Here is a 19,826-nt window from a genome sequence, read left to right on the forward strand (position 1 = left end):
GGCGTTGCGCGGCAGCGCCTGCCCTCCCGTAGCGTTGCGCCGTATCCACGACTACGGAGGCACGATGACCCCTTCCCGACGCTCCCCGCTCATGCTCGCCGGTCTCCTCGCCACCGCCGGCGTGACGCACTTCGTCGCGCCGAAGCCGTACGACGCGACCATCCCCCACATGCTGCCGGGATCTCCCCGGACATGGACCTACGTCAGCGGCGCCGCCGAACTCGCCCTGGCCGCCGGACTCGCGCATCCCCGCACACGCCGCGCAGCGGCCCACGCGACGGCGGCGTTCTTCGTCGGGGTGTTCCCGGCCAATGTGCAGATGGCCCTCGACTGGCGACACCGCCCCACCGCCATCAAGACCGCGGCCTTCGGCCGCCTGCCCCTCCAGATCCCCCTCGTGCTGTGGGCGAGGGGTGTCGCACGCGGCTCCCGGCGGGGGTAAGCCCGGGCGCGGCGCGAGAGCCGGGTCCGGAGCCTCGCGCCGCACAGACCTGATCAACTGTCAGGTTCGTCAGATTCGTTGCCACAGAGCCGGAGTGCTCGCGGGCTGCCACGCCGTCTGCGCCTGATGTGCCTGAAGGCACTTGTAGGTGACGCCGCCGTAGGTCGCCTCGCTCCCGACGCCGTAGACCTGGCCCGCGGCCCAGGTACCCGCCGACTCGGCCGGGACGCCGCCGGGAGTGCCCGTGGCGCTCGTACTGGTCGTGAGGACGAGTCTGTACGTGGCGAGCAGCGGGTTGATCGGCTGGTAGTAGGTCGTCCCGCCGCTCGTGCAGTCGCCGGAGCCGCCCGAGAGGACACCCTGCGCCTGGGTGCCCGAGACGAAGGAGCCGCCGGAGTCGCCCGCCTCGGCGCACACTGTCGTCTCGGTCACGCCGTCGACGGTGCCCTCGGCGTAGCTGACGCTCGTGTCATGCTGCTCGATCCGTCCGCAGTGCCAGCCGCTGGTGGAGCCGGACCGGCAGATCGCGGCGCCCACCAGAGCCTGCGCCGAGCCGGTGATCTGGACGTTCCTTCCTCCGTCGGCCTTGACGTCGGGAGTCGTGGTCCAGTCGTTGTTGACGCGCACCCAGGCCATGTCACGGCCGGGGAACGTGGAGGCTCGGAAGCTCCCCTGGCCGACCCCGTTGTAGCCGGTGGTCCTGTCGCCCGGCCTCCCGCAGTGGCCCGCGGTGGCGAAGCCCCGCTGCTCGTCCATGGTGACGGAGAACCCGACGGAACAGCGGGCCCGCTCCTCGATGTTGTGAAACGCGTCGCCGCCCCGGATGTCGTACAGCGCACGCGGCCGGTCCGCCGACACCTTGACGCCCACGAGCTTCCGGTCGACCCCGGCAGCCGCGACGAGCGCGTTCGCGGCGGATCGGCTGGTCGCCTGCACCGTCACCTGGTTCGCCCGGATGTCGACGTACCGGACCGGTGTGTCGAGCGGCTTCCTGGTGCGGACCACGGCGGCGTCCAGCCTCACCTTGGCGGCCCTGAGGTCCTCCAGAGCGACCTTGGCGACCGCGGCCTTGGCACCGCCGGCCTCGATGACAGGGACGTCCGCGACGTCGGTGGTGGCGACAGTGAGGTCGGCGGAGGTCGAGCCGTGCAGCCAGGCGCCCGCGAAGCGCTCGCCCAGAGCGTTCTGGAGACGGCCGGCGCGCGTGCCGGCCTCCGCCTCGTTCACCAGCCGCGTCCTGGCCTGCGTCTCGGTCAGGCCCAGATCGCGCCGCAGCGCGCGCAGCACTTCGGCCGACGGCTTGTGCGCGCCCAGCGTCTCGGCGGCGGACGTCGCGGTCGTCGGTACGGGGGGCTCGGCCGCCACGGCCGCGGGCGGCCCCGTCAGCACGAGCGCGCCGAACACGGTCAGGGCGGCACAGACTGCTCCGGCGGATCGAAGGACCATCAGGGTGTCTCCTCGGGTTCGACGGTGAAAGGGCATCGAATCCGTAGGTTTTGCCGTAACCGGCGCAAAAGATGTCCAGCTCCGCGCCTCTTCAGCCGAACAGGGAGCGGGATTACGGGCCGCACCCGTACGCTCCGGCATCGGCTTCACACGGGCTCGAGTCCCGGATCGCCCGCCTCGGTCACGAAGAACGCAGCCGTCGTGACGGGCGCACCCGGCGTGGTCACGGCGGACACGGTCCGGAAGCCGGCCCGCGCCGCCGCACGTCCCAGCTCGACCCGCGCATGCCTCGTGCCGTCATTCTTCGTGGAACTCCCGCGCGGCCGTCGTCGGACGCGTCACTCGAAGCGCGCGGTGTCGCCCGCTCCCTTGCGTACGATCTCGGCCTCGCCACCCGAGAAGTCGATGACGGTGGTCGGTTCGGTGCCGCAGTCCCCGGAGTCGACCACCGCGTCCACGACGTGGTCGAGGCGCTCCTTGATCTCCCAGCCCACGGTCATGGGCTCCTCCTCGTCCGGCAGGAGCAAGGTGCTGGAGAGCAGCGGCTCACCCAACTCGGCGAGCAGGGCCTGGGCGACGGTGTGATCGGGGATGCGGACTCCGACCGTCTTCTTCTTCGGGTGCAGCATCCTGCGCGGCACGTCCTTCGTCGCGGGGAGGATGAAGGTGTAACTGCCGGGCGTGGAGGCCTTGATGGCGCGGAACACGTCCTTGTCGATGTGCACGAACTGGCCGAGCTGCGCGAAGTTCTGGCATACGAGCGTGAAGTGGTGCCGGTCGTCGAGCTGCCGGATGGACCGGATCCGGTCGATGCCGTCACGGCTGCCCAGCTGGCAGCCCAGCGCGAAACAGGAGTCCGTCGGATAGACGACCAGGGCACCTGAGCGGATGCTCTCGGCCACCTGGCCGATGGTGCGCTGCTGGGGATTATCGGGATGCACGTCGAAGTACTTGGCCATCTGCCGAGCTTATGCGCTCGTCCGGCCAGGCTCGCGCAGCCCGGTGTCCCGCCGGACGCCGTGTGTCCGGCGGGACGGCGGTGTGTCAGCGGAAGTTAACGTCGCTGCACAGGAAGTACGTCTGGTCCATGTGCGAGGCCTGCCAGATCGTGTACACGACGTGGCGGCCGGTCAGGCCCGACGTGCTCACGTCGATCGAATAGTTCTGGCTCGGTGCGTACTCGCCGGTCCGGGCGACCAGTTGGAGGTCGTTCCAGGTCAGTGGCTGGGTGGTCGGGTCGAAGCCCTGTCGGGTGACGTAGACCAGGAAGTAGTCCGCGCCATGACTGGCCTGGTCGTACAGCTCGATGGTGAAGTCGTCGGCGATGTCCGTCGTCTGCCAGGCGCCCACCGTGTCGAGGGAGTTGTAACGGCCGCCTTCGGCCTGGCCACCGCTGCACAGCTGCCCGTCGGGGACGTGCGCCTGGAAGTCGCCGGCGGAGCCGTTGCGGTAGAGGCCGTTCCAGTTCCACATGGCGTTCGGATTGTCCTGCCAGGCCTGCCAGCACATCGGGTCTTCCTGCGCCATGTCCGGGTTCTGGAAGTCGTCTCCCCAGCGGTCCCAGCAGCCGTAGTTGCGGGACGCGGGGTCGATGACGGAGCCGTGGGCGGCGGCGGTGCCGCTCCAGGGGATCAGGCAGAGCAGGGCCGCGGTGAGCATGCTCAGGGCGAGTGTCACCCGAGGCCGAGCCAGCTTGATGCGATCATGACAATCAGGCACGGGTCTCCTTCTTTCCGATTCTTTCCGAGATGGTGAATTCCGGTATGGGAGCGCTCCCGCATCCTCCAGATTCTTCCTCGGGCGCCATGGCCGCAACGGTCGATTGCGCCACTTCCGCGCCCACTTCCAAGCCTCTGATGGCGCGTTCGATGCATTCGACGGGACAATCAGTCCGCCCGCGTCGCTCCGGCGAGTTCGCCGCGCAGCCGTACCGTCTCGGCCGGGTCCCAGCCTTCGCGTGGTACCGAGGAGAGCAGGAGCCGGGTGTACGGGTCCTTCGGGGCGTCCAGGACACGGGCCGTCGGGCCGGTCTCGACCGTGCGGCCGCGTCGCATCACCAGCGTGTCGTCGGTGATGTGCCGTACGACGGCCAGGTCGTGGCTGACGAAGACCAGGGCCACCCCGGTCTCCCGGCGGATATCGGCGAGAAGCTGGAGGATCTGTGCCTGGATGGACACGTCCAGCGCCGCCACCGCCTCGTCCAGAACCAGCACCTGAGGATCCACGGCCAGCGCACGGGCGATGGCCAGCCGCTGACGCTGCCCGCCCGACAGCCCACGTGGCCGGGCATCGGCCTCCCGCTTGCCCAGGCCCACCTGATCGAGCAGTTCGCCGACCCGCGTCGCGGCGGCCTCACCCTCGTACCGGCCGTGCAGCCGCAATGCGCCCTGCAGGCACTGACGCGCCGTCAGGCGAGGGTCCAGGGAGACATACGGATCCTGGAAGACGATCTGGATCTCGCGGGCGCGGCGCAGACGTGCCGCCTTGCCCCCGCCGGGGCGACTCAGCCCGGGCAGCTTTCCGCCGCCGCGTTGCCCGGGTGTCCGCTCCCGCCCGTTCACAGCGATCGTTCCCGCGTCCGGCCGTACCAGGCCCACCAGCATCCGGGCCACCGTGGTCTTTCCGGAGCCGGACTCGCCGACGACGCCCAGCGAGCCGCCGGCCGCCACGGAGAACGAGACGTCGTCCACGGCCGCCGTACGGCCGCCGCCCGGGAGCGGATAGCTCTTGCACAGGCCCTGTACGACGAGTGCGGGTTCGGCCTTGGTCATGAGCTGCTCCTCGCTACGAGTTCCAGACGGCGGCAGGCTGCCGATCCGCCGTCCGCCGATCCGCTGTCGCCGCCGAACGGCACGGTCACCGGCGTCCAGCTCTCGCACTCCGCCTCGGCGCGCGGGCAGCGCGGGGCGAACGGGCAGCCGGTGAAGGTGTCGGACAGGGAGGGCGGGCGGCCGGGGATGGGGCGCAGTTCGCGCTCGTCGCCCAGCGCGGGCGAGCAGTCCAGCAGGCCGCGGGTGTAGGGATGCCGGGGGTCGGCGAACAGTCCGCGGGCGGGCTGGTGTTCCACCACGCGGCCCGCGTACATCACGTACACGCGGTCGCAGTAGGCGGCGGCGAGCGGCAGATCGTGGGTGATGAACAGCGTGCCGAGGCCGCTGCCGGCCTGTCGCCGCTCCTCCTGGATGCCGCGCAGCAGGGCCAGCACCTCCGCCTGGGTGGTCGCGTCCAGCGCGCTCGTCGCCTCGTCGGCGAGCAGGAGGCCGGGGTCGGTGGCGAGCGCGGCGGCGATCACGACCCGTTGCAGCATGCCGCCGGACAGCTCGTGCGGGCGCTGCCGCATCCGGCGCTCCGGATCGGGCAACCCCACGGCGGCCAGCAGCTCCACGGCCTTCGCCGCCGCCGCGCGCTTGGGCAGACCCCGGACCCGTACGAGCGGCTCGGTGAGGAAGTCGCCGATCCGGCGGACCGGGTTCATCGCCGAGCGGGGGTCCTGGAAGACCATGGAGACGGTACGGGACCGGTGGGCGCGCAGGCGTCCGGGTTCCATGGCGAGTACGTCCTCGCCGTCCACCCGCACGGCGCCGGAGACCGACGCCCCCTCGGGCAGCATGCCCAGCACCGCCCGCGCCGTGGTCGACTTCCCGGAGCCCGACTCGCCGACCAGGCCGACCACTTCGCCCCGGCCGACGGTCAGCGACACCTCGGCGAGCAGGGGCCGGGCGGCGGCCCCGGAGGGCAGCCGGAGGGTGAGATTCTCGATGTCCAGCAGCATGGACGGTTACCTTCCTTGGCCCAGCCGGTCCGAGACCCAGACCCCGACGATGTTGAAGGCCACCACCACGGCGGCGATGGCCGTGCCCGGTACGAGGGCCGGCAGCAGCGCTCCCTGCACCACGGCGTCCTGGCCCTCCTGCACCATCAATCCCCAGTCGATACTGGGCGATCCTGCGCCGAAGCCCAGATAGCTGAGCGTGGCCAGGCTCATCAGTCCCTCGCCGAACAGCACCACGAGGTAGCCGACGAGCGCACCGGACAGATTGGGCACGAGATGACGTACGCAGATCCGCGCCCCGCCCATTCCCTGGACCCGATAGGCGTCGATGTAGGGCTTGGACCGCTCGGACAGGGCGAGACTGCGTGTGTACCGGGCGATGGTGGGCGCGTACGCGAGCCCCATGGCGACGACCGAGGTGGTGAGGCCGTCGCCGAACACCGCGATCACCAGGACGACGAACAGCAGGCCCGGGAAGGCGTACATCACATCCGTCACCCGTGACAGCAGGGTGTCCACCCAGCCGCCGTACCAGGCGGCGACCGTGCCCATGGTGATGCCGAGCAGTGCGGCCAGCGCGAGCAGCGCCAGGGGAGCGAGCAGGCTCGACCGGGCTCCGTACAGCACTCGGGAGAGCAGGTCCTGTCCCGAGGCGTCGGTGCCCAGCAGATGCTCGGGGCTCGTCCCGGCGAGCGAGGCGGACAGGTCGACCGCGTCGGGCGCGTACGGCGCGAGCAGGGGCGCGAACACGGCCGCCACCACGACCAGGGCGAGGAAGCCGCCCGCCACCATCACCGGTACCGGCCGCCGGGCCCGCACCTTGACTGGGAGCAGTGCCCCGGCTGTCAGGGTCGTCATGCGGCCCTCCCTGCGAGCGAGACCCGGGGGTCGATCAGCGGATGGACGAGGTCGACCAGCGTCGTGACGACGACGTAGCCGATGACCATCAGCAGCAGCACCGCCTGCGTGACGGGGAAGTCGTGCGTGGTGATCGCGCTCACCAGCAGCGAGCCGACGCCGCTGAGGCCGAAGGCGGTCTCGACGACCACCGTCCCGGCGAGCATGCCCGCCATGACGAGACCGCACATGGTGACGATCGGGCCGAGCGCGTTGCGCAGCACATGCCGTACGACGATCTCACGCTCCGTCAGACCGGCGGCGCGGGCGGCCTCCACATGATCGGAGGCGTACGCCTCGGCCATCGCCTGCCGGGTCACCCGGCTGATCACCGCCAGTGCGCCGAGCGCCAGCGCGAACGCCGGGAGCGTCAGATGGTGCAGCCGGCCGGTGAATCCCTCGCCCTGGCCGGTCACCGGGAACCAGCCGAGCTGCACACCGAACAGCGAAACCAGCGCGATCGCGGCGACGAACGAGGGGATGGACGCGGCGAGTGTGGTGCCCCCGACGACGGCCGAGTCCGCCCAGCCGCGGCGCAGCGCCGCCAGCACCCCGGAGCCGACGCCCAGGACCACGAAGAACACCGTGGCGTAGGCGACGAGTTCGAGGGTGGTCGGCAGTCGTGCCCCGATCAGGTCAGCCACCTGGTCGCGGTACTGGAACGACCGGCCCAGGTCGCCCTGCGCGCTCTCCCACAGCCATCGCCCGTACTGGACGACGAGCGGCTCGTCGAGGTGGTACTCGGCGCGGACCGCAGCGAGCTTCTCAGGAGTGAGCTCCTGCCTGCTGCCGGAGAGGAGGACGGCGGGGTCGCCCGGTGCCGCGTATACGGCGGAGAAGATGACGAACGAGGCGGCGAGCAGCGTCGCGAGCAGGCCGGCGATGCGCCGCGGCAGTCCGCGCAGCATGGCTTCAGCCCTTCGTTCCGAGGTCGGCGGCCCAGGGGTAGTACAGGGAGACCATGGACGCGGGTGGGCCGGTGTACTTCTCGCCGAGCACCAGCACCGACGGCACCTGCACCAGGGGAATCCACACGGCGGCGTCGGCGAACTTCGACTGCGCCTCGATGACGAGCTTCGCCCGCTCCTTGTCGTCGATCGTCTGTTGGGCCTTCTTGACGAGGGCGTCGTAGCCGCTGTCCGAGTATCCGAGCCAGTTGTTGGCGTTGCCGGACATGGCGTTGTCGTAGAAGCCCACCGGGTCGGCCTTGGAGATGTACCAGTCGACCGCGATCAGGTCGAAGCCGTCCCGCGCCTTCGGGTCGGCGAAGAACTCGTCGTACTGACTCGGCGGCACCGTCTTCACATTCACTTCGAGGCCGATCTTCTGGGCCGCGCCGCGTACCGCGTTGGTGATGACCGTCTGGCTCTCACCGCCGTCACTGGCCACGACGATCGGCTGTGCGGGCGCTCCGGCCTCCTCGACCAGCTTCTTGGCCTCGTCGATGTCGTCGGACGACGGCGACGCCGTGTAGGCGGTCGACTTCTCCAGGTCCGTCTGCGCCTTCTGGAACGTGGCCTTCTCGTAGCCCCACGCGCCGGGCCCGACGGGCGTCGCCCAGGGCGTGGCGAGCCCGCTGAACCCGGACTTGGCGATGCCCTCACGGTCCAGCGCCAGCGACAGCGCCTTGCGCAGCCGGGTGTCCTTCAGCGTGCCGCTGTCGGTGGGGCTGAGCGACCAGGCGGTGGTGCTCTGCCCGTAGTAGGCGCGTACGCCCTTCTTCTCGGCCAGTACGGCGGCCGGGCCCGTGGCGGTCAGATACGCGCCGTCGGCGGCGCCGGTGGAGACGGCGTTGACCAGTGCGCTGCCGGTCGCCCAGCGGAAGACGACGTTCTTCGTCAGCGCGGGGCTGCTGTCGTCCCAGTAGTCCGCGTAACGCTCGATGGTGATCGAGGATCCGGAGTCCCAGCTCTTCAGCCGGTACGGCCCTGTGCAGGCGTCCGGCTGTCCAGGGGTGCCGTAGTCGTCGCCCTGCTTCTCCACCGTCTCGCGGTCCATGATGATCCCGGCGTCGCCCGCCAGGGCCTTCATGAACAGGGCAGTCGGCTCCTTGAAGGTGACGGTGACCTCGGATGCGCCGGTCTTGGTGATCTCGTCGACGTCCTCGTACTCGTCCGACTCCGACATCTCCGGCTGCGCGTGCCGCTTCAGGCTCCACACCACGTCGTCGGCCGTCATGGGGGAGCCGTCGTGGAAGGTGGCGCCGTCGCGGAGGGTGAGGACGAGCGTCCTGTCGTCGGTGTACTCGGCCTTCGCCGCGAGCTGCGGTTCGGTGGTGAGGTCGGGCTGGAGCTGGAGCAGCCGCTCGCAGACGTTGGCCAGCACGGTCCGTCCGCTGGTGTTGCCCTGCCGGTCCAGGTCCAGGGAACCGGGCTCCTGCTCCACCAGCCAGTTCACGGAGGCGGCCTCGCCGGACGCCTTGGCGGTGGTGTTGGTGAGCTTGAGCTCGGCGGCGTCGGCGGTCGCGCCGCCCGACCCGGTGGAGGCCCCGGAGCACCCCGCGGTGAACAGCAGTGCTCCCGCGAGGCCGGCTGCGGTGGTACAGAGCTTGGTTCTCATAGCAGGCTCTTCCTGGTGGTTCGAGGGGTGAGGGGGCGTCGGCGCGGGGGGTGGCGGGACGTTCGACGGCTGCGACTGATGGTGCGTCAGTTCGGGGCGTGCGGGCCGTCGTAGAGGTTCCAGGGCAGGTGCTGGTACTCGTGGTCGCAGGGGGTGCCCGGGGTCACGTAGTAGTCACCGGTGGTCAGGTCCACGCAGGAGGACAGCAGCGTCGTCCACCGCTTGACCCCCGCCTGCCGCGGATCGGGGTGGGTGCACAGGCCCTCGGGGTGACCGAGGTGGTCGGACATGGCCTGGCGGATCAGCTTGCGGGAGTCGTCAGGGGCGGTGGCCGTACGCAGTTGGCGCAGTCCGGCCTCGGCGCGGGGGACGCGGATCAGTGAATCGGAGGACGCCGGGCGGTAGTTGGCGGCGAGCTGGACGGGCACGCCGGCCTGGTAGTGGTTGCCGTGCACGAGCAGGCCGTCGGTCGGATACAGCCAGCCGTGCGCGCCGGGGGTGGTCTCCAGATCTACGGCGAAGCCTTCGCGGCAGGTCAGCAGGGCGTTGCTGGCGATATGGCCGCGGGTGCGGCACAGCACCTCGACCGCCTCGCTGATCGACTCGCTGTCCAGTACGCGGCGGCGGATCACGGTCTGGGGCAGGCCCACTGCGTCGTCGAAACGGCCGCCGAGACCGTTGGCGTTGAGGGCGATGCCCGCGGAGTTGGCGCCCTGGCGGCCGATCTGGCCCGCCTCGACCTGCATGATCACCGTGGGCCGAGAAGGCTGGACGATCCGCAGCATCACGAGGGTGTCCGCGGTGCCCGCCCGCCAGTCCCAGTTCTGACCGCAGTACACGTGCCCGTCGCCGCTGGCCTCGCCCATGACGGCGAACGAGGTGCAGCCGTCGGTGGTCCCCTTCTCCTCCACGGTCTCCTCTGTGGAGTCCTCCCGGCCGCGCATCCCGGCGAAGGTCTCGTCGTAGAGGATCTCGCCCCGTGCGTTCAGCGCGAGCACGTCCAGGAGGCCGACCCCGGCCCCCTCGGCGATCCCGCTCATCTCCTCGACGAGATCGGGGGCGTACGCGCGCACCGGCTCCAGCCAGCGCTCGGCCCGCGCGGTGACCTGCTCCCAGGTGAGACCCGAGGACTGGCCGAAGGCTTCCTGGTAGTAGGCGAGCGCGGCGCCGAGTCTGCCGCGCACGGCTTCGCCGTACTGACGGCCGCGCTCGACGGGCGTACCGGAGATCTCGACGATCGGGATGGCGCTGGCTGTCATGCCTCTCCTGTGCTCTGCGACGCATGTGATCCAAGGCCCGGACCCGCAGCGGCCTGTAATGTGCGTTTCAGGATCCGGAGCTTCTGGAATGATGGCACCAGGTTAGTAATGGACGCTACGAGGAAGTCAATAGCTGTAATGAGCGAAACAGAAGACGTAACCGGAGCGACACGACTCCACGCCACGATTCGCGACCTGTGGGGGGAGTTGTCCGCCTCGGAGCGCGTGGTGGCCCAGTACCTGGCGAACACTCCGCCGGAGCACCTGCTCTTCGCCAGCGCGCAGGAGCTGGGCACGGCGAGCGGAACCAGCAACGCCACCGTCGTACGCGCCCTGCAGCGCCTCGGCTACACCGGACTGCCCGCGCTCAAGCGGGAACTCGCCGCCGACTTCACCTCCGCGACCGCCCCCGAGGAGCGGCTCAAGCAGCGCATCGCCCATGTCGGCCACGACCTGGAGCAGATCAAGGACCGCGTCTTCGACGAGGCAGCGGAGCGTCTCGAACAGTGCCGCCGGCTGCTGGAGACGGACGTGCTCAAGCAGGCGGTCCAGATCCTGGCCGACGCGCGCGAAGTGGTCGCGTACGGCGTCGGCGCTTCCGAACTCGCCGCCCGGCACCTGGTGTTGAAGCTGCGCCGGGCCGGCCGCCGGGCCCGCTTCGTCGGCGCCACCGGCTTCACCATGGCCGACGAACTGCTGGACCTCGGCCGCGGCGACGCCGTGGTGATCCTCCAACCCGGAAGGCTGCTACGGGAGTTCACCGTCCTCACCGAGCGGGCGCGGGCCGTCGGCGCGAGCGTCCTGCTCGTCACCGACGAACCCACCAGCCCCCTCGCCGACCGCGCCGACGTGGTGATCAGTGCCCCGCACACGCCCACCGGCATCACCGCCGAGTCCCTGGCGGGGACTGTCGTGATGGACACCCTCGTACTGGCCCTCGCCTCACTGGACGAGCACCGCGCCGTTGAGACCTCCCACCAACTCACCGTTCTGCGCGGCCAGTTGCTGGATCCCACCGAGCCACGGCCCCGCAAGAGCTGAAGCCCACCCCGCACCCGAACGCACGCGAACCGGAACCGCCCATGCACCAACAACCGCCGCCCCACTGGCCGGGCGGGGCACGCTGTGCCGTCATGCTCAGCTTCGACCTGGACGGCCCCACCCTGTGGCTCGACCGCGCCACCGGGCAGTGGGACGACGCGCGGGGCTTCTCCATCGGCGCGTACGGCCCCTGGCGGGGCACCCCGCGCCTGCTGGACCTGCTGGAGGACCGCTCACTGCCCGCCACCTTCTTCGTGCCGGGCAAGATCGTCGAACAATGGCCCGCCGTGGTGAAGGACATCGCCGCGTCCGGCCAGGAGATCGGCCATCACGGCTGGATGCACGAGACCTTCTTCGACCACTCCCGCGCGGCACAGCGCGACATCATCGAGCGGAGCCAGGACCTGCTGGAACGTACCACCGGAGTACGCGCGGTGGGCTTCCGCAGCCCGAGCGGCGACATCGCCGCCGACACCCCCACCCTCCTCGCGGAGCTGGGCTTCTCCTACTCCAGTTCCATGCGCGGCGACGACCGGCCCTACCGCTGGCAGATCGACGGCCACGCCCTGGACCTGATCGAGATCCCGGCGCACTGGGAGCTGGACGACTACCAGCAGTTCGTCTACAACGAGTCCCCGCCGGAGCCGCGCGGCCTGGACCGGATCGCGTCCACGCTCGCCACCTTCGACAACTGGCGCCGCGAGTTCGACGGTTACCACCGATGGGGCCTGTGCTACGTCCTCATGCTGCACCCGCAGGTCATCGGCAAACCCCAGCGGGTACGCGCCCTGGAGCGACTGCTGGACCACATGAGCCGAGCTGGTGACGTCTGGTTCGCCACGGGTGCCGAGATCGCCGACTGGTGGCGGTCGTACGGCGAGACCGCTTCGGGGAGGGCGATATGAGCATCTCTGATACGGCCATGCCTCCGCCCGGCGGTGACAGCGGCATCCGGCGGCGCAGGCAGCCGCGCCCGCAGTGGCCGGGAGGTGCCAGGTGCGCGGTGGTGCTCACCTTCAACCTGGACGCCGAAATGTTCTGGCTCAGGCAGCATCCCTCCGCCCGGCACCGGCCCAAGACCCTCTCGCTGGGGACGTACGCCACAACCCGCGGCGTCCCGCGCCTCCTGGACCTTCTGGACGCGTACGGGCTCCCAGCCACCTGGTTCGTTCCCGAGCATACCGGGCTGCGCCACGCCGACGCGGTCCGCCAAGTCGCCGCCGCGGGACACGAGATCGCCGCGGCCGCGCCCCCCGTCCCCGGCGGAACGCCCACCCCGGACATCCGGGAGACCTGGTCCCGCACTGCCGACCTGCTGACGACCGTGACCGGCGCCCGGCCGACCGGACTGCGCGCCGCCCCGGGCCCCATGGGCGACGGGCACACCGTGCTCCTCGACGAACTGGGCTTCGGCTGGTCCTCATCCACGCACGGCGACGACCGCCCCCACCTGCTGTGGTCCGCCGGACGGCCCACGCCCGTCGTGGAGTTGCCCTGGCAGTGGGAGTACGCCGACCACCCCTACTTCCTCTTCAACGGCGCCCCGGTCGCCTTCCCTCCCGCCGAGTCCCGCATCGCCGCCTACCAGGACGTCCTGAACGACTGGAAGGACTCCTTCGACGCCTACCGCGACTACGGCCTGTGCTGGGTCCTGGCCCTCGACCCGCAGTCCATCGGCAAGCCGGGACGGGTACTGATGCTCGAGGAACTGCTGGACCACGTCCGCGCACAGGGGGACGTCTGGTTCGCGACCGGCCGGCATGTGGCGGAGCACTGGCGTCGGGCGGCCGATCCGGGGACGGGATCGGAGGGCCACCCCGAGAGGGTGAGAGCTGCTTGGAATGAGGGAGTTTGACGACCAGGACCCCAATTGGTTGTCGCGTCGATTCCCTCGGGCCGGCCGGCCCGCCCCGTGACGGGCGCCGCGGGGTACCGCCTGCCGACGGCCGAGTGCCATCAGCTCAGGGCGCCGTCAGCCTCGCCGCCCTTCTCCCGGCCCTGGGCGCCCTCCTCCACCGGAGGCATGAAGGCACGCAGCCACCGCTCCGTCTGGGTGACGTGGGCCTCGGCCGCGCCCGCGGCGGAGCCAGGGTCGCGGTCGGCGATCGCGGTGGCCAGTACGCGGTGGTCCGCGTCGCTCTTGCGCCGCAGCTCGGGGCCCTCGGGGAGGGTGAAGACCTGGTACTTGCGGGAGCGGGCGCGGAAGACCGCGAGCAGGGAGGCGAGGGTGGGGTTTTCGGCGGCCCTGGCGATCTCCGCGTGGAAGCGGTGGTCGAGCTCGGAGGCCTCGGCGGGGTCGTCGGTGGCCTCCATGGCCTCGATGAGCGAGAAGAGCGTCCGCACGGTCTCGGGGGTTCGGCGCGCGGCGGCCTTGGCCGCGACATGAGCCTCCAGGACCCGCCGGATCTCGTACACCTCCAACAGGCCGGGCAGTGGCAGGAGTTCGAGGGTCAGCGAGAGGCTGCCGATGATGTCCTCCGGCCTGAGCTGGGAGACGTAGGTACCCGAGCCGTGCCGCGGCTCGACCACTCCCAGGGCCGCGAGCATCCGCACGGCCTCACGCAACGATCCCCGCGAGACGCCGAGCTCCTCGCCGAGCTCGGCCTCGGGCGGAATGCGCTCGCCCGCACCGAGACGTCCCGTCGCGATCATGTGTCGTAGGCCGTGGAACGCCTTGTCGACTGCGGACATTCGACTCCTCCCTGACGGACCGGCGGCATCACCGAAGCCCTCGTGCACTGTACCGAGTCATCCCGAGTCATCAGATGTCTTGTATGTATCGGCCAGGATTCATCTGATGACTTTCCCTTGCATGAGCCTTGCAGGCGCGAAAATGCCATGCCAGGATGCCGAGTCATCATACGTCTCTGGAAAAAATTCAGGCACTGTCTGATGTCTCGGGCACTCAGGCCGGGCAGATATGGAGTGATGTGAGCGAGACCGAGGTCACCACCGCCCCGCGCCCCCTCCTGCTGGCCGACGGACGGCCCGCCGCCCGGGCGTGGTCGCTGGACCCCGCGATGAAGCACCTGAACCACGGCTCGTTCGGGGCGGTCCCCTCGGTGGCGCAGGAGCGGCAGAACCAGCTGCGTGCGGAAATGGATCGCTCCCCAGTGGTGTGGTTCCCGGCGCTGCCGCAGCGGATCGCCGCCACCCGGGTCGAACTCGCCGCCTTCCTGCGGGTCGCCCCCGACGACCTCGCCCTGGTGCCGAACGCGAGTGCCGGTGCCAGCGTCGTGTTCGCCGGCCTCTCTCGCCGCCGCGGTGGCGAGATCGTCGTCACCGATCACGGCTACGGGGCTGTGACCATGGGCGCCGAAAGGTTGGCACGCCGCTGGGGCGGCCGGGTCCGCACCGCCCGGGTGCCGCTGGACGCGGATGAGGAGCAGGCGTACGAGGCCGTGGCCGCCGAGATCGGCGAGGCCACAGATCTCATCGTCCTCGACCACATCACCTCGGCGACCGCACGCCGGATGCCGGTGGAGCGGATCGGCGCGGAGGCCCGGCGGCGCGACATCCCGCTGCTCGTCGACGGCGCCCACGCCCCCGGTCTGATCGCCGCCCCCCTCGACGGTGTGACGTGCGACTTCTGGGCCGGAAACCTGCACAAGTGGGGCTGCGCACCGCGCGGCACCGCCGCGCTGGTCGCCCGCGGCCCGCGGCGCGAGCAGCTCTACCCCCTGATCGACTCGTGGGGCGCCGCCGATCCGTATCCCGACCGCTTCGACCAGCAGGGCACGGTGGACCTCACCAGCTATCTGGCGGCGCCGACGGCGCTGGACCTCATCGAGCGCACCTGGGGCTGGGGGACCGCCCGCCAGTACATGGACGACCTGGTCGGCTACGCCGAGCGCGTCGTCGGCGCGGCCTTCGCCGAGCTCACCGGCGAACCCAGCGCCGTCGACGTGGGCATGCCGGTGCCCGGAATGCGTCTGGTACGGCTGCCGGCGGGACTGGGCGCCAGCCGCGTCGAGGCCGACGCGCTGCGCGACCGGGCCGCCCGGGAACTGGGCGTGGAGACGGCCTTCACCAGCTTCGGCGGCACGGGTTATCTGCGGCTGTCCGCGCACATCTACAACACCGCCGCCGACTACGAGTACTTCGCCGAGGACTGCGTCCCCGTCCTCGGCGAGTGGGCCCGCGCGGCCCGCGAACAGCCCGGAGCGTCGTAGGCGGCGCGACCCCTCCAACCCCCGTCCCGACGCCGCTGCCAGCGCGGCCGTATCCAAGGAAGAGGTCGGCACGATGAGAAGAAGGACGGCAGCTCTTGCCCTCGGCACAGCCGCCACGATGGTACTGACCGGCTGCTCCGCCATGAGCGGCGGTGGTGGTGGCGGAACGGTCACCCTCAACATGGTCGAGAGCCTGACGAACCCCGCCCGCACGGATCTGCTGAAGGACCTCATAGCGGACTTCGAACAGCAGAACCCCAAGATCAAGGTCAATCTGGTCTCGCCGCCCACCGAGCAGGCCGACCAGAAGATCCAGCAGATGCTCCAGTCCGGCAGTGGCGTGGACACCCTCGAGGTGCGGGACACCACCGTGGGCCCGTGGTCGAACAACGGCTGGCTCTACGACATGAAGAAGGACCTCACCGGCTGGAAGGGCTGGGAGGCCATGACGGAGAACGCCGTCAAGGCCTCCCAGGACGCCGACGGCGAGACCTACTTCGTCCCGTACGGCTTCTACGGCCTGAGCGTCTTCTACCGCACCGACCTGATCAAGGAGGCCGGCTTCAGCGCGCCGCCGGCCACCTGGGACGAGCTGCTGAAGCAGGCCTCCGCCATCCACGACCCGGGGAAGCGCCGCTACGGGTACGCCTTCCGCGGCGGGGCCAACGCCAACGGCAACGCCACCGCCGTCATCGAGGCGTACGTCGCCGACGAGATCGACCCCGCCAACGGCTTCAAGCTGAAGGACGGCAGCACGATCTTCTCCGTGCCCGAAGCCCTCGACGCCATGGAGACCTACCTCAAGCTCTTCAAGCAGGCGTCCCCGAAGTCGTCCGTGTCCTGGGGCTATCCGGAGATGGTCGAGGGCTTCTCCAACGGCTCCACGGCCTTCCTGCTCCAGGATCCCGAAGTGATCGCCACCGTCTCGGAGTCCAAGGCGATCGCGAAGGACCAGTGGGACACCGCCCCGCTGGTGGCAGGCCCCAGCGGCAAGACCGTCCAGCCGCTGGCCACCGCCGGATGGGGCGTCGCGGACGGCAGCAAGAACAAGGCCGAGGCCGTCAAGCTGGTCGAGTTCCTCTCCGAGGGCGAGGCGTCGACGACCTTCACCAAGAAGAACAGCCTGGTGCCGATCCTCAAGTCGGCCACCGAGGACCCGTTCTACAAGACCGGCCCCTGGTCCAGTTACGTCACCATGACGGAGCAGCCGGAGAAGTACCTCAACGTCAGCCAGCCGCGCGGCGTCGCCTGGTGGACCGAGTGGCAGCAGAAGGCCGACGCCGACGTGCAGAAGATGGTGCTCGGCAAGCTGACGCCCAAGGCGCTGCTGGCCGGCTGGGACGCGTACTGGACCGAGAAGTGGCAGCAGGAGGGCTAGGCAAAATGCCGTCCGCGTCCGAAACGACGAGTTCGAGTACAAGTGCGACGGAAACGATGAAAACGGCGTCGGCGGGCTCCTCCCGGAACCGGAAGGGGGGAGACCCGCCCGCCCGAGGCGCCGAACGGGGCCGCCGCAAGCCGGAGTTCACCTCTCGGCGCGGGCTGCTCATCGCCGCCTTCATGGCCCCGGCCGCGATCTTCGTGGCGGTCTTCACGTACTACCCGATGATCGCCGGCAGCCAGATGGCCTTCCGCAACTGGAATCTGACGGACCTGAGCGACACCTCCTGGGTGGGCCTGAAGAACTTCCGTGACGTCTTCGCCGACCCCGCCTGGGGCACCGTCCTCACCAACACCGCCGTCTGGGTGTTCGGTTCGATCGTGCCCCAGTTGGTGATCGGCTTCGCCCTCGCCCTGTGGCTGCGCCGGAAGTTCCGCTTCCGCGGCCTCTACCAGGCGCTGGTCTTCTTCCCCTGGGCGATCTCCGGATTCCTCATCGGCATCCTGTTCCGCTGGCTGTTCAACAGCGAGTTCGGCGTCGTCAACGACGTGCTGCAGAAGGCCGGGCTGATCGACGAGCCGGTCGCCTGGCTGGCCGACCCGAAGACCGCGATGTTCGCCGTCGTGGTCGCCAACGTCTGGTACGGGGTCACCTTCTTCACGATCATGATCCTGGCCGCCCTGCAGTCCGTCCCCGAGGAGCTGTACGAGGCGGCGGCGCTCGACGGGGCCGGCAAGGTTCGCACGCTGTTCCAGATCACCATTCCGTACATCCGGGTCACGCTCGCGCTGACCGTGCTGCTGCGCGTTATCTGGATCTTCAACTTCCCCGACCTGATCTTCGGGATGACCGGCGGCGGGCCGAACAACGAGACGCACATCGTGACCACCTGGATGATCAAGATCACCCAGCAGGGCGACTACGGCAGGGCCTCCGCGCTCGGCCTCATTGTGGTCGCCACGCTGCTGGTGTTCGCAGTCTTCTTCCTTCTGGCCACGCGCGAGAAGCGAGAGGTGAAGCCGTGATCGGCAAGGAGTCCACGGCCGGCCGGGCCACCAAGTTCACCTTCCTGGGGCTGTGGCTGGTCTTCACCGTCTTCCCGCTCTACTGGATCACCATCACGTCGCTGAAGGCACCCGGCGACATCTTCAGTTTCCCGATCGCCTACTGGCCCGAGCGCTTCTCGCTCGAGAACTACAGCGGGCTGTTCGGCAAGGCCGACTTCGGCGTCTACCTCACCAACAGCCTCATCGTCGCGACCGTCGCGGGCGCGGTCGCCACGGCGATCTCGATGCTGTCGGCGTACGTACTGGCCCGCTTCGAGTTCCGTACCAAGTCCGCGCTGCTGATGGCCGCCCTGGTCACCCAGATGATCCCGACCTTCATCGCGCTGGGACCGCTGTACCTGCTGATGACCGACCTCAAGCTGGTCGACAACCGGCTCGGGCTGATCCTCGTCTACATCGCCGTCTGCATCCCGTTCTGCACGGTGATGCTCCGCGGCTTCTTCGAGAACATCCCCGACGCGCTGGAGGAGGCCGCCATGATCGACGGCCTGTCCCGGTTCGGGGCGCTGTTCCGGGTGCTGCTGCCGGTGATGCGTCCCGGGATCGTGGCGGCGTTCATCTTCAACTTCGTCAACTGCTGGAACGAACTCTTCCTGTCCGTGACGCTGATGAACAGCGACACGAACAAGACCGTCCCCACGGCCCTGAACGGATTCATCTCCAGCTTCAACATCGACTGGGGCTCCATGTCCGCCGCGGCGGTCCTCACCATCCTGCCCACGATGCTGCTGTTCGCCTTCGCCAGCCGTCACATCGTCCAAGGCCTCACGTCCGGCGCGGTGAAGGGCTGAGAGAGGCGGCAAGTCATGTCCGTGATCGATGTTCCCCTGCCCGATGCCGTCCACGTGATCATCGCGGCGGACGGGGACCCGCGCTCCGCCACACCGGCGGGGGCGGGCCGCCGGACGGGGCGCGGCGCGGAAGTGACGACGTGTCACCAGCCGGACTAAGGGCTGGAGTTGACTCTCGCCGCCCCCGGCCCGCACTGCTGTGTGCCGCCGTGTGCCCCGACCTGCTGCTGCCCGAGCAGCCGGTGGTCGGCTGCAACAACTGGTACTACGCCTAATCAGGGGAGGATCAGAGACATCCGCCCCGATCGACTCCGCGGCCCTACCAGCCAGGGGCGGAGCCCGGCGTTCAGGTCGCCGCGGGTGCCTCGTCCCGGACGAGGCCGGCGACGTGGTCGGTGATCGTGTCGAGAATGTCCGCCCAGGCCGCGTCATCGCCGAGGACGAGGAAGTTCAGAGTCAGGCCGTCGGTCATGGCGGCCAGATAGCGGGCCAACACGGGGACGGGTACGCGGAGTTCGAAGTTCATGCTGTGCCGGAGCTGTTCGATGAGTTCGGCGTAGGTGTCGGAGTACAGCTCGTACTGCCGTCGTGCCAGATGCTCGAACCCGGGTTGGCGCAGGGCGTACTGAGTCAGTTCATACGTGAGCATGTGCTCGCCCGGATTGGCGGACACATGGTCCCAGTAGGCCTGGAAGCCGGCCCCGATGGTCTCCCGCAGGGTGGCCTTCGGCCGGATCGCTTCCTTCACCACCGTGACGTAATGACCGGTGATCGTCTCGATGACGGACTCGATCAAGGCCTGCTTGGAGTCGAAGCAGTAGTGGAAGACGCTCAGTGACACGCCCGCCTCGGCGGCGATGGACCGGGTCGTCGTCCGGGGGACGCCGTCTCGGGTCATCGCACGGATCGCCGCCTCGGTGAGCTGTCGGCGCCGCTCGGCCGACGGCATCCGTGCCATGTGGATTCCCTTTGCTCTCGTGTCTCGGCTCTTGTGTTCCG

Annotated in this window: 20 protein-coding genes; 9 read left to right on the forward strand and 11 right to left on the reverse strand. The window is 69.7% G+C overall.

The features are described 5' to 3' along the window. Positions 1–64 precede the first annotated feature (64 nt). Positions 65–442 (forward strand): DoxX family protein, encoded by a 378-nt coding sequence (locus IEZ21_RS11350; protein WP_189321731.1) that lies wholly within the window; start codon positions 65–67, stop codon positions 440–442. A 69-nt stretch (positions 443–511) separates the two neighbouring features. Here the strand turns inward: IEZ21_RS11350 and IEZ21_RS11355 are convergent, their stop codons facing one another. From IEZ21_RS11355 to IEZ21_RS11395, 9 genes are all read right to left on the reverse strand, one after another. Continuing rightward, positions 512–1,888: a carbohydrate-binding protein gene (locus tag IEZ21_RS11355; protein ID WP_189321732.1), complete on the reverse strand. Its 1,377-nt coding sequence runs from the start codon at positions 1,886–1,888 to the stop codon at positions 512–514. Positions 1,889–2,226: 338 nt separating this feature from the next. After that, positions 2,227–2,847, reverse strand: coding sequence for an L-threonylcarbamoyladenylate synthase (locus tag IEZ21_RS11360; protein ID WP_033319247.1), 621 nt, complete (start codon positions 2,845–2,847; stop codon positions 2,227–2,229). Between the two features lie 85 nt (positions 2,848–2,932). Next, complete coding sequence (locus IEZ21_RS11365) at positions 2,933–3,547, reverse strand: lytic polysaccharide monooxygenase auxiliary activity family 9 protein (protein ID WP_189321849.1); 615 nt, start codon at positions 3,545–3,547, stop codon at positions 2,933–2,935. 227 nt (positions 3,548–3,774) lie between these two features. After that, positions 3,775–4,659 (reverse strand): ABC transporter ATP-binding protein, encoded by an 885-nt coding sequence (locus IEZ21_RS11370; protein ID WP_189321733.1) that lies wholly within the window; start codon positions 4,657–4,659, stop codon positions 3,775–3,777. Further along, on the reverse strand, positions 4,656–5,660 hold the full coding sequence (locus tag IEZ21_RS11375; RefSeq protein WP_189321734.1) for an ABC transporter ATP-binding protein: 1,005 nt from the start codon (positions 5,658–5,660) through the stop codon (positions 4,656–4,658). Before IEZ21_RS11375 ends, IEZ21_RS11370 begins: the two co-directional genes overlap by 4 nt. A gap of 6 nt (positions 5,661–5,666) precedes the next feature. Beyond that, positions 5,667–6,518, reverse strand: coding sequence for an ABC transporter permease (locus IEZ21_RS11380; RefSeq protein ID WP_189321735.1), 852 nt, complete (start codon positions 6,516–6,518; stop codon positions 5,667–5,669). Further along, complete coding sequence (locus tag IEZ21_RS11385) at positions 6,515–7,465, reverse strand: ABC transporter permease (RefSeq protein WP_189321736.1); 951 nt, start codon at positions 7,463–7,465, stop codon at positions 6,515–6,517. Before IEZ21_RS11385 ends, IEZ21_RS11380 begins: the two co-directional genes overlap by 4 nt. 4 nt (positions 7,466–7,469) lie before the next feature. After that, positions 7,470–9,116, reverse strand: coding sequence for an ABC transporter substrate-binding protein (locus tag IEZ21_RS11390; protein ID WP_189321737.1), 1,647 nt, complete (start codon positions 9,114–9,116; stop codon positions 7,470–7,472). 86 nt (positions 9,117–9,202) lie between these two features. Then, entirely contained in the window at positions 9,203–10,375 is a 1,173-nt protein-coding gene (locus IEZ21_RS11395) for a C45 family autoproteolytic acyltransferase/hydrolase (RefSeq protein ID WP_189321738.1), read from the reverse strand. 138 nt (positions 10,376–10,513) lie between these two features. Here IEZ21_RS11395 and IEZ21_RS11400 point away from each other — a divergent pair, with 138 nt between their 5' ends. From IEZ21_RS11400 to IEZ21_RS11410, 3 genes are all read left to right on the forward strand, one after another. Beyond that, positions 10,514–11,416 (forward strand): MurR/RpiR family transcriptional regulator, encoded by a 903-nt coding sequence (locus tag IEZ21_RS11400; RefSeq protein ID WP_189321739.1) that lies wholly within the window; start codon positions 10,514–10,516, stop codon positions 11,414–11,416. Positions 11,417–11,508: 92 nt separating this feature from the next. After that, positions 11,509–12,321: a polysaccharide deacetylase family protein gene (locus IEZ21_RS11405; RefSeq protein WP_246567575.1), complete on the forward strand. Its 813-nt coding sequence runs from the start codon at positions 11,509–11,511 to the stop codon at positions 12,319–12,321. Continuing rightward, positions 12,318–13,271: a polysaccharide deacetylase family protein gene (locus tag IEZ21_RS11410; protein ID WP_189321741.1), complete on the forward strand. Its 954-nt coding sequence runs from the start codon at positions 12,318–12,320 to the stop codon at positions 13,269–13,271. The genes IEZ21_RS11405 and IEZ21_RS11410 overlap by 4 nt, the downstream gene beginning before the upstream one ends. 101 nt (positions 13,272–13,372) lie before the next feature. Here IEZ21_RS11410 and IEZ21_RS11415 read toward each other — a convergent pair whose 3' ends face one another. After that, complete coding sequence (locus tag IEZ21_RS11415; RefSeq protein WP_189321742.1) at positions 13,373–14,107, reverse strand: FadR/GntR family transcriptional regulator; 735 nt, start codon at positions 14,105–14,107, stop codon at positions 13,373–13,375. A gap of 239 nt (positions 14,108–14,346) precedes the next feature. On the opposite strand from IEZ21_RS11415, the gene IEZ21_RS11420 reads away from it, so the two are divergent. The 5 genes from IEZ21_RS11420 (at position 14,347) to IEZ21_RS11440 (ending at position 18,986) form a co-directional block, all read left to right on the forward strand. Then, positions 14,347–15,588 carry an aminotransferase class V-fold PLP-dependent enzyme gene (locus IEZ21_RS11420; RefSeq protein WP_189321743.1) on the forward strand — a complete coding sequence of 414 codons (1,242 nt, stop codon included), beginning with the start codon at positions 14,347–14,349 and terminating at the stop codon, positions 15,586–15,588. Positions 15,589–15,661: 73 nt separating this feature from the next. Next, positions 15,662–16,966 carry an ABC transporter substrate-binding protein gene (locus IEZ21_RS11425; RefSeq protein WP_189321744.1) on the forward strand — a complete coding sequence of 435 codons (1,305 nt, stop codon included), beginning with the start codon at positions 15,662–15,664 and terminating at the stop codon, positions 16,964–16,966. Positions 16,967–17,022: 56 nt separating this feature from the next. Continuing rightward, entirely contained in the window at positions 17,023–17,994 is a 972-nt protein-coding gene (locus tag IEZ21_RS11430; protein WP_189321745.1) for a carbohydrate ABC transporter permease, read from the forward strand. Next, the gene (locus IEZ21_RS11435) at positions 17,991–18,827 is read left to right on the forward strand and encodes a carbohydrate ABC transporter permease (protein ID WP_189321746.1); all 837 of its coding nucleotides are present in this window, start codon (positions 17,991–17,993) and stop codon (positions 18,825–18,827) included. The genes IEZ21_RS11430 and IEZ21_RS11435 overlap by 4 nt, the downstream gene beginning before the upstream one ends. 15 nt (positions 18,828–18,842) lie before the next feature. Further along, positions 18,843–18,986, forward strand: a complete 144-nt coding sequence (locus tag IEZ21_RS11440) for a hypothetical protein (RefSeq protein ID WP_189321747.1) — start codon at positions 18,843–18,845, stop codon at positions 18,984–18,986. A gap of 187 nt (positions 18,987–19,173) precedes the next feature. Here IEZ21_RS11440 and IEZ21_RS11445 read toward each other — a convergent pair whose 3' ends face one another. Then, positions 19,174–19,785 (reverse strand): TetR/AcrR family transcriptional regulator, encoded by a 612-nt coding sequence (locus IEZ21_RS11445; protein ID WP_033319233.1) that lies wholly within the window; start codon positions 19,783–19,785, stop codon positions 19,174–19,176. Between the last annotated feature and the right edge of the window lie 41 nt (positions 19,786–19,826).

The organism is Streptomyces flaveus (assembly GCF_014647675.1).
GTDB lineage: Bacteria > Actinomycetota > Actinomycetes > Streptomycetales > Streptomycetaceae > Streptomyces > Streptomyces flaveus.

Coding starts and splice junctions, on each gene's coding strand:
- IEZ21_RS11360 (WP_033319247.1), bottom strand. CDS start 2,847: ATGGCCAAGTACTTCGACGTGCATCCCGATAATCCCCAGCAGCGCACC.
- IEZ21_RS11430 (WP_189321745.1), top strand. CDS start 17,023: ATGAAAACGGCGTCGGCGGGCTCCTCCCGGAACCGGAAGGGGGGAGAC.
- IEZ21_RS11370 (WP_189321733.1), bottom strand. CDS start 4,659: ATGACCAAGGCCGAACCCGCACTCGTCGTACAGGGCCTGTGCAAGAGC.
- IEZ21_RS11380 (WP_189321735.1), bottom strand. CDS start 6,518: ATGACGACCCTGACAGCCGGGGCACTGCTCCCAGTCAAGGTGCGGGCC.
- IEZ21_RS11405 (WP_246567575.1), top strand. CDS start 11,509: ATGCTCAGCTTCGACCTGGACGGCCCCACCCTGTGGCTCGACCGCGCC.
- IEZ21_RS11415 (WP_189321742.1), bottom strand. CDS start 14,107: ATGTCCGCAGTCGACAAGGCGTTCCACGGCCTACGACACATGATCGCG.
- IEZ21_RS11375 (WP_189321734.1), bottom strand. CDS start 5,660: ATGCTGCTGGACATCGAGAATCTCACCCTCCGGCTGCCCTCCGGGGCC.
- IEZ21_RS11400 (WP_189321739.1), top strand. CDS start 10,514: ATGAGCGAAACAGAAGACGTAACCGGAGCGACACGACTCCACGCCACG.
- IEZ21_RS11410 (WP_189321741.1), top strand. CDS start 12,318: ATGAGCATCTCTGATACGGCCATGCCTCCGCCCGGCGGTGACAGCGGC.
- IEZ21_RS11395 (WP_189321738.1), bottom strand. CDS start 10,375: ATGACAGCCAGCGCCATCCCGATCGTCGAGATCTCCGGTACGCCCGTC.
- IEZ21_RS11365 (WP_189321849.1), bottom strand. CDS start 3,547: ATGCTCACCGCGGCCCTGCTCTGCCTGATCCCCTGGAGCGGCACCGCC.
- IEZ21_RS11385 (WP_189321736.1), bottom strand. CDS start 7,465: ATGCTGCGCGGACTGCCGCGGCGCATCGCCGGCCTGCTCGCGACGCTG.
- IEZ21_RS11350 (WP_189321731.1), top strand. CDS start 65: ATGACCCCTTCCCGACGCTCCCCGCTCATGCTCGCCGGTCTCCTCGCC.
- IEZ21_RS11445 (WP_033319233.1), bottom strand. CDS start 19,785: ATGGCACGGATGCCGTCGGCCGAGCGGCGCCGACAGCTCACCGAGGCG.
- IEZ21_RS11355 (WP_189321732.1), bottom strand. CDS start 1,888: ATGGTCCTTCGATCCGCCGGAGCAGTCTGTGCCGCCCTGACCGTGTTC.
- IEZ21_RS11440 (WP_189321747.1), top strand. CDS start 18,843: ATGTCCGTGATCGATGTTCCCCTGCCCGATGCCGTCCACGTGATCATC.
- IEZ21_RS11425 (WP_189321744.1), top strand. CDS start 15,662: ATGAGAAGAAGGACGGCAGCTCTTGCCCTCGGCACAGCCGCCACGATG.
- IEZ21_RS11390 (WP_189321737.1), bottom strand. CDS start 9,116: ATGAGAACCAAGCTCTGTACCACCGCAGCCGGCCTCGCGGGAGCACTG.